This is a genomic window from Bradyrhizobium sp. BRP20 (assembly GCF_020194215.1).
Lineage (GTDB): Bacteria > Pseudomonadota > Alphaproteobacteria > Rhizobiales > Xanthobacteraceae > Bradyrhizobium > Bradyrhizobium yuanmingense.
This window is the reverse complement of record NZ_JADYVY010000078.1, coordinates 1-1,075: the sequence shown is the minus strand read 5'-3', so window position 1 is coordinate 1,075 and position 1,075 is coordinate 1. Positions and strand designations below refer to the sequence as shown.

The 1,075-nt window shown below is 64.0% G+C and carries 1 protein-coding gene; it reads right to left on the bottom strand.

Annotation, left to right across the window (positions count from 1 at the left end; all coding sequences use genetic code 11):
- On the bottom strand, window positions 1–1,030 hold a 1,030-nt coding region (locus I6F33_RS37865; protein ID WP_225143927.1), incomplete at its 3' end, for an IS701 family transposase.
- Window positions 1,031–1,075: the final 45 nt, after the last annotated feature.

The window sequence follows — 1,075 nt, the reverse complement described above, 5'->3', positions numbered from 1 at the left end:
CGATGGCCCAGCGATGGCCTTCCACCGACACCAGCTTCTGCATGGACGTGCCTTTGGGGCACCATGTGGAGAAGAAGGCCAAGCTGCCGTCGGCGATGTTGCGGCGGATCAGAAGACCCCGCGTCCATTCCCCGGCAAGGTCGTCGTTGTATTCACCGGCGTCGAGATCGGCCAGCTCGAGATAGGCCCAGTCGTGCCAGCGCGGCCCTTTGATCCCCTCGCCGGACGCCAGGCGGCGCCAGGCCTTCTTGGGAAGGCTCTGCGCAATCGCGGAGGCGGTGCCGGCGACAGGCTGCGGCTTGCCCCAGGAACGGAACACATGATTGGACGCAACACCCAGAACATAGCCCTTGCCCTCCTTGCGCAGCAGGGTTTCGATCTCACCGGTGCCATACACGCTGTCCGCGGCCACGAACGCGAACGGCACCTGTGCGGCGATCGCGCCAGCGATCATGTGACGCGCGATCTTGGGCTTTGTCGCAAAGCCCGCATCGCTCGGGACATGCGCAGCCTTCAGGCGAGCGGGGTCGTCCGTCCAGTCCTTTGGCAGGTAGAGTGCCCGGTCGATGAAGGCATGGCCATGCCGCGACACGTAGGCGGCGAACACTCCGATCTGGCAATTGGTGATCTTGCCGGCCGAGCCGGTGTACTGGCGCGCGACGCCGCATGAGGCCTTGCCCTGTTTCAAAAAGCCGGTCTCATCGATGACCAGAACCGCGTCCTCATCGGGCAGCGTTTCCAGCACGTATTCACGGACAATATCGCGCAGCGCATCGGCGTCCCACTGCCCCCGACCCAGGATCGCTTGCTGGCGCCACGGGCCTGGATCGCCGGCCGCTTCCGCCCGCATCCAACCCGTCTTGCGCGGCTCGTTGCCCAACAGTCCGTCGAGAAACTGCCCCGCCGCGGCCGCGACCCGCTCCTGCGTAAACAGCGGACGGATGCGTTGCTTGATATCTCGCAACGCCGAAGCCCACAGCGTCAGCGTATCTTCAACTGACGCGCCACCAATCATCAGATCCCGAATCATGGTCGCCCATGGATTCAGAACCTTCAGGAAGATGCAACTGTAATG